Here is a 7164-nt window from a genome sequence, read left to right as displayed (position 1 = left end):
CAACACATCGGAGAGATCCAACGGTCGCCAACCTATCACTGGTCACGAGCGCGCGGGCCCCTCCCCCTCAACCGGCCCGCACCTTCGGCGGATTATACGGGTCGGCCACACGTCGGGTCAATCATTGTCGCCGGCGGAACGCCAGGTCACGGCTAGCGCGGGGAGGCGAGTATGGCATACTGTGCCAGCACCGCATGAGGAACACGTCATGCGGCCCGTTGTTGCGGACGGAGATGCAAACCGCTCGCCCGTTGTGGCGCGATCGCCAGGCGATGAGGGTTCATGAGCGGCGGAGAGTGCGGTGCCGCGCCACGGGCCCGACCGGAAGGGGGACGGCAAGCATTGCCTCGGCGGCGACGACGACGATGGGATCGAGTCAGTTGGTGGTACAGTCTGATCCTGGTCGTGCCACTGGTCGGGTTCTCGAGCGTCTTCGCCTACCAGCACTTCATCCAGGGACGTGGGTACACCGTCTCGGTCGTGGACGCCTACACCGACGAGCCGGTGGCGGACGCGCGCGTCATCTTTGGAACCTCCGAGACCCAAACGGATAAGCGTGGCCGCTTCCGCGTGCCGGACGATGCCGTCGAGATCCGCATTGAGAAGGACGGCTACGACCCGCAGGCACTCGCACTCCCCCTTGCCGGTAACGACATCCGCGTCGCGCTACGCCCGAACGTGGTTCGAGGGGTGATCCGGTTGGCCGGGGATGATCGGCCGCTCTCCGGCATCACGGTCGAGGCGCACGCGCCGCCGGGCACGGTCGTCGCGTCGACCACCACCGGCGAGGACGGCAGTTTCGTCCTGCGGGACGTGCCCGAGGGCGCCTCGCTCGTCGTCACCTCCGCGGACTACAGCGATGTCACCATGGAGATCGGGCGGCGGACCACCTTCGAGCTGGCGCTGCGACCCGATGTCCTCACTGGTCGTGTCACGGACGATGAGGGGCAGCCGATCCCGGGCGCGCGGGTTGCGATTGGCACCGCGCAGACGACAACGGGGGACGACGGCCAGTTCCGTCTGGAGGGTGCCCCCGAGTCGGGCGACGTGGTCGTCAAGGCGCCGGGTTACCGAGCGGCGAAGGTGCCACTGAATCCCAGCATGCGGATCGATGCGCAGCTTCAGCCGTTCCAGGCGAAGGCGATCTATGTCCCCGCCGAGGTGGCGGCCGACCCGACGCAATTTCAGCAGAAGATCGACCTGGTCCGGCGCACCGAGTTGAACGCGATGGTGGTGGACTTGAAGGACAGCTCCGGCTCGGTCTACTACGACACGCAGGTATCACTGGCCCATGAGATCGGGGCTGTCCAGCCGATCCTCGACCCGAAGGCCGTCGTCGAGGCGCTCCATGCGAACAACATCTATGCCATCGCACGCATCGTCGTCTTTGAGGATCCGATCCTGGCCGAGCAGCGGCCGGATTGGGCAATCCACAGCCCGGATGGTGGGCTGTGGCGCACCTGGAACGGGCTGGCGTGGGTCAACGCGCACCGCAAGGAAGTGTGGGATTACGACACCGCGCTGGCACTGGAGGCGGCGCAGCTCGGGTTCGATGAGATCCAGCTCGACTACATCCGCTTCCCGAGCGACGGGCCGCTCGATGAGGCCGAGTATGGGGTGGAGCACAACACCGAGACGCGCATTGCCGCGATCCGGGACTTCCTTACTCAGGTGCGCGATGCACTGGCGCCGACGCCCGCATACTTCGCGGTCGATGTGTTCGGCCTCACGTTCTGGGAGCTGAGCGACGGCGGCATCGGGCAGAACCTGGAGGCGATCGTGCCGCAGGTCGATTACATCTGTCCCATGGTCTACCCGTCGCACTTCTACGAAGGCTCGATGGGCTTCGACATTCCGAATGACCATCCGTACGAAGTGATCCTGTGGAGTCTGGAAAACGGTGCCGAGCGCGTGCCGGATGAGGCTCGCAAGTTCCGGCCGTGGCTGCAAGACTTCTCCTACGGGCCCGGGATTGAGTACGGCGACAACGAGGTGCGAGCGCAGATCCGGGCCTCGGAAGAGTTCGGCAGTTCCGGCTGGATGCTCTGGAACGCTGCCAGCGAGTACCACGAGGGCGGGCTGCGGAAGTCGTAGTCGGCGGCTCGCTGCCGCGCCCTCGATACAGGCACGGAGGAGTTCGTCGTGGTTCGACCCAGCACGCCATCGGCCGACGCCACGCCCGCAGTCGCCTCGCGGCTAGGGGCACTGGTCGAGGCCATGCGGCCGAAGCAGTGGACGAAGAACGCGGTGGTCTTCGCGGCGCTGGTCTTTGACGGGCGACTATTCGAAGCCGACAAATTCGCCCTCGTCGCGCTGGCCGCGGTCCTCTTCTGCTTGACCAGCAGCGCCGTCTATCTCTTCAACGACCTGCTCGACGCTGAGGCCGATCGCCATCATCCGCTCAAGCGGAAGCGACCGATCGCGTCCGGGCGACTCAGCCCCGGCCTGGCCAAGTTGGCGATTGCGGTGATCGCGCTGGTGGTGCTCCCGGTCGCGGCGCTGATCACTCCGCTCTTCGCCGGGATCTTGCTGCTCTACGCCGTCCTGATGCTGGCCTACACCTTCGTGCTGAAGCACTGGGTGATCATCGACGTCTTCGTGATCGCCGGCGGCTTCGTGCTGCGTGCCGCTGCCGGGGCCGTGGTGATCGATGTGCCGATCTCGCCGTGGCTCTACGTCTGCACGGTCCTGCTGTCACTCTTCATCGGCTTTGCCAAGCGGCGGCATGAGCTGGTGCTGCTGGACGACAGCGCCGGGGCGCACCGCAAAATCCTGGATGACTACTCGCCGAAGCTGCTGGACGACCTGATCGCCGTCGTCTCGGCCGCGACCATCATGGCGTACTCGCTCTACACCTTCTCGGCGCCCAACCTGCCGGACAACCACGCGATGATGTTGACCATCCCGTTCGTGATCTACGGGATCTTCCGCTATCTCTTCCTGGTGCATCAGAAGAACAGCGGCGGGGCGCCGGAGCAGGTGCTGCTCGACGACATGCCGCTGCTGCTGAGCATCGTCCTCTGGGGCATCACCACCACCCTCATCCTGTATCAACCCTGGAATTGATATGGTCTAAGTCAACTTCCCTATTCGCTTTGTTGCAGGACTCCTTCGTCCGTGTTATACTCGGGTGAATCCGGAAGCGGTCGCTCGTCCGGCGTCCGGCCCGCGTGAACTCGGTTCCTGCCCCACTGGGGCGCGCCAGAGCGCGGGGGGCGGCCGAGGTATGGACTCGTGTTTGCGATGACATCAGCGGGGATCCAGTCGGAGTAGAGGACGGGCACTCATGTTGATCGTGCGTAGGCATGGTACCCGGGGCACGGAGCGGATCCAGCAGGAGATGGAAGAGGTCTTCCGCTCCCTAGTGATCAGCAGCCGCCCGTTGTCCCGCTCCCACGTCGGCGTCTGGCGACCGCCAGTTGAGGTGTACGAGTGCGACACCGCGCTGGTGGTCACGGTCGAGATCGCGGGCGTGCGCGAGGATGAGCTGCAGGTGGTCGTGGACGACACCGTCCTCCACATCACCGGGACGCGCCCGAACGTGGCGCCGCATCCCAAGCGCACCTACCACGAGATGGGGATTGCCTACGGACCTTTCGAGGCAGAGGTCTTCCTGCCGTTTCCGGTTGTGCTCGACGAAGTCGAAGCGGTCTATGAGAACGGGTTCTTGCGGGTGACCTTGCCTCGGGCGCAGGCGACACGCATCGTGCCGCGAGCCGGCGAGCCTGCGACTGACGGAGAGAGGTAACGCTGAATGGTCGAACGATTCCGAGACGAACAGGCATACGACCCGGTCGACGAGGTGCCTGAGGAGGAGCAGACCGAGGAGCAGTCGACGACCCAGGTGCTGCCCATCCTCCCGCTGCGGGGCACGGTGGTCTTCCCGCTGACGCTCGTCCCTCTGGCGGCCGGCCAGCCACGGTCGCTCCGCCTGATCGACGACGTCGTCTCGGGCGACCGCATCGTCGGCATGGTTTTGCAGAAGGATCCTGAGCAGGAGGGCGCCGGTCCCGGCGAGACCTATGAGATCGGGACCATCGCCAGCATCCACCAGATGATGCGCGTGCCCGACGGGACCGTCCGCCTGGCGGTCCAGGGGCAGCGCCGGATGCGGATCGTCGAGTGGCTCGGCGAGGAGCCGTACCTGACCGCCCGGGTCGAGGAGATCCCGGAGGAGGTCGAGGATACGGTGGAGATCAAGGCGCTGGTGCGCAACTCTCAGGAGTTGTTCCAGCGGCTGGTCTCGCTGGTCTCCAACCTCCCGGAGGAGCTCGTTACGGCGGCGTTGAACGTCGATGATCCGCTGCACCTGGTCTACCTGATCGCGAGCAACCTGCGGATGGAGGCCGAGGAGCGGCAGGCGCTGCTCGAGCTCGATAGCGTCCGCGCCAAGCTCCAGCGGCTGAACGCCTTCATGAGCAAGGAGCTGGACCTGCTTGAGCTGGGCAAGAAGATCCAGAGCGAGGTCCAGGAAGAGGTCGGCAAGACCCAGCGCGAGTACTACCTGCGCGAGCAGCTCAAGGCGATCCAGCGGGAGCTGGGTGAGACCAACGAGCAGGAAGCCGAGATCAACGAGCTGCGGGCCAAGATCGACGAGGCCGGCATGCCCGAGGAGGCCGAGCGCGAGGCGCGGCGCGAGCTGGACCGCCTGTCCAAGCTGCCGCCGGCCGCGGCCGAGTACGGGGTGATCCGGACCTACCTCGACTGGCTCACCGCCCTGCCGTGGAACAAGAGCTCCGAAGAGGGGATCGACGTCGCCAAGGCGCGCCAGATCCTCGACGAGGACCACTACGATCTGGAGAAGATCAAGGAGCGGATCCTCGAGTACCTGGCGGTGCGGCGCCTGCGCCAGGAGCGGGCGGTCGACGCCGACGAGGACGCGCGTGAGCCGATCCTGTGCTTCGTCGGCCCGCCGGGTGTGGGTAAGACGAGCCTCGCCCAGTCGATCGCGCGGGCGCTCGGCCGGCAGTTCACCCGGATGTCGCTCGGTGGCGTGCGCGACGAGGCTGAGATCCGCGGCCACCGGCGGACCTACATCGGGGCCATGCCGGGGCGCATCATCCAGGCGATCCGCCGCGCAGGAACCAACGACCCGGTCTTCGTCCTGGACGAGATCGATAAGCTCGGGGCTGACTGGCGCGGTGATCCCTCGTCGGCGCTGCTCGAGGTGCTGGACCCGGAGCAGAACCACTCGTTCCGGGACCACTACCTGGACGTGCCCTTCGACCTGTCGAAGGTCATGTTCATCGCCACGGCGAACATGCTGGATACCATCCCGGCGCCGCTGCGCGACCGGATGGAGATCCTGCAGCTCTCCGGGTACACCGACGAGGAGAAGCTGAACATCGCGCGGAAGTACCTGGTTCCCAAGCAGCTCAAGCGCCACGCGCTGTCGGCGGACGAGGTGTCCTTCTCCGATGAGGCGTTGCTGGAGATCATCCAGCACTACACCCGCGAGGCGGGCGTCCGGAACCTGGAGCGCGAGATCGCGAGCGTGGCGCGGAAGGTGGCCACGCGGCTGGCCGAGGGCCAGGAGATCCCGTCCACCATCGAGGCGGAGCACATCCGGGAGTTCTTGGGCAAGCGCCGGTTCTTCTACGAGGAGCTGAGCGAGCGCACGTCGGTGCCGGGTGTGGCGATCGGGGTCGGCGTGACGCCGGTCGGTGGCGACATCATGTTCATCGAGGCATCCCGGATGCCGGGCCGCGGCAACCTGACGATCACCGGTCAGCTCGGCGACGTCATGAAGGAGTCGTCGCAGGCGGCGCTTAGCCTGGTGCGGGCGCGGGCCAGCGACTTCGGGATCGATCCGGACTTCTTCAAGGAGAGCGATCTGCATGTCCACGTGCCGGCGGGCGCGATCCCCAAGGACGGGCCGTCGGCAGGCGTGGCGATGACGGTCGCGCTCGTCTCGCTCCTGACCGGAATCCCGGTGCGGGACGAGGTGGCGATGACGGGTGAGATCACCCTGCGTGGGCAGGTGCTGCCGGTGGGCGGCATCAAGGAGAAGGCGCTGGCGGCGGCTCGCGCCGGCATCACGACCTTCATCTTGCCGAAGCGCAACGAGCCCGACCTGGACGATCTGCCGCCGTCGCTGCGGGAGAACATGGAGTTCGTCCTGGTTGACAGTATCGACGAAGCCCTGCGGGTGGCGATGCCCGACGAGTTCAAGGTGCGTGTCTCCGAGGCACGGGCAGGCCGTGCGCCCGAGCGCGAGGTGCGCGAGGTGGCGGCGGCCAGCCAGCCGAGCGGCGACGCATCCTTCTAGGCAGCGCACTACAGGCGACAACATGATGCGGGCGGCACCATCGGTGCCGCCCGCATTGTCGTTTCCGCGTTGGTGGGGCGCCGTCAGTCCGCGGCTGCCGTGGCCTGCCGCGCGCCGGTCGCCGCGGCGACGAGCGCCTGGAAGGGGCGGAGATGCTCGGGATGGGCCTGGAACATCAACTCCGGGTGCCACTGGAGCCCGAGCACCCATGCTGCATCCGGGCACCAGACCGCCTCGACGATCCCGTCCGGCGCCCGGCCGATGACCTGAAGGCGCGGGGCAATGTCCCGGACGGACTGGTGGTGGAAGGAGTTGACCTGGAGGTCGGTGGCGCCGTAGACGGTGTCGAGCAGCGAACCGGGCTCGGCGGCCACCGTGTGACTCGGTTCGCTGGGCGGGATGTTTTGGTCCGACTGGCGGTGCGCGATCGCCGTGCCGTGCTGGTCCGGGATGTCCTGGATCAACGTGCCGCCCAGCGCCACGTTCAGCACCTGGCAGCCGCGGCAGATCCCGAGGATGGGGAGGCCGCGGCGCATGGCGCCTTCCACCAGCGCCAGTTCGAAGGTATCGCGCAGGTCGTCGATGCCCTCGACCGTGGGATGAACCTCTTGGTCGCCGAACCGGTCGGGTCGGATATCGCCTCCACCGCTGAGGAGCAGCCCGTCGATCACGTCCAACAGCCGGTCGACGGGACCGTCGACGGGCGCCAGGACGATCGGGGTGCCGCCGGCCGCGGCGACCGCCTGAACGTAGTCGGCCGCCAGCGATAGGCGGCGTCCGGGGCGGTCTGCGGGCCCGGGAACCAACGACGGGGTGATGCCAATGATCGGTGTCATCGTGCAGGGCGCTCCCTTCGCAGCACGGCTGGCCAGTTGGTTGGGGGATTATCGGGCGGG

General features: G+C 66.8%; 5 protein-coding genes. 4 read left to right on the top strand and 1 reads right to left on the bottom strand.

Annotated features, from left to right (window positions below; all coding sequences use genetic code 11):
- The first annotated feature begins 342 nt into the window (after window positions 1–342).
- The 4 genes from IRZ30_RS14165 (at window position 343) to lon (ending at window position 6268) form a co-directional block, all read left to right on the top strand.
- Window positions 343–2094, top strand: a complete 1752-nt coding sequence (locus IRZ30_RS14165; RefSeq protein WP_294086098.1) for a putative glycoside hydrolase — start codon at window positions 343–345, stop codon at window positions 2092–2094.
- Between the two features lie 48 nt (window positions 2095–2142).
- Window positions 2143–3066, top strand: coding sequence for a decaprenyl-phosphate phosphoribosyltransferase (locus IRZ30_RS14160; protein ID WP_294086097.1), 924 nt, complete (start codon window positions 2143–2145; stop codon window positions 3064–3066).
- 220 nt (window positions 3067–3286) lie between these two features.
- A complete protein-coding gene (locus IRZ30_RS14155) occupies window positions 3287–3748 on the top strand; it encodes an Hsp20/alpha crystallin family protein (protein ID WP_294086096.1) in 462 nt (153 codons plus the stop codon).
- A 6-nt stretch (window positions 3749–3754) separates the two neighbouring features.
- Window positions 3755–6268, top strand: coding sequence for an endopeptidase La (lon, locus tag IRZ30_RS14150; RefSeq protein ID WP_294086095.1), 2514 nt, complete (start codon window positions 3755–3757; stop codon window positions 6266–6268).
- An 83-nt stretch (window positions 6269–6351) separates the two neighbouring features.
- Here the strand turns inward: lon and IRZ30_RS14145 are convergent, their stop codons facing one another.
- Window positions 6352–7104, bottom strand: coding sequence for a gamma-glutamyl-gamma-aminobutyrate hydrolase family protein (locus IRZ30_RS14145; protein ID WP_294086094.1), 753 nt, complete (start codon window positions 7102–7104; stop codon window positions 6352–6354).
- Window positions 7105–7164 lie beyond the last annotated feature (60 nt).

The organism is Sphaerobacter sp. (assembly GCF_019683595.1).
Classification (GTDB): domain Bacteria; phylum Chloroflexota; class Chloroflexia; order Thermomicrobiales; family Thermomicrobiaceae; genus Sphaerobacter.
The sequence above is the reverse complement of the archived record's forward strand: the minus strand, read 5'-3'. Positions and strand labels throughout refer to the sequence as shown.

Coding starts and splice junctions, on each gene's coding strand:
- IRZ30_RS14155 (WP_294086096.1), top strand. CDS start 3,287: ATGTTGATCGTGCGTAGGCATGGTACCCGGGGCACGGAGCGGATCCAG.
- lon (WP_294086095.1), top strand. CDS start 3,755: ATGGTCGAACGATTCCGAGACGAACAGGCATACGACCCGGTCGACGAG.
- IRZ30_RS14145 (WP_294086094.1), bottom strand. CDS start 7,104: ATGACACCGATCATTGGCATCACCCCGTCGTTGGTTCCCGGGCCCGCA.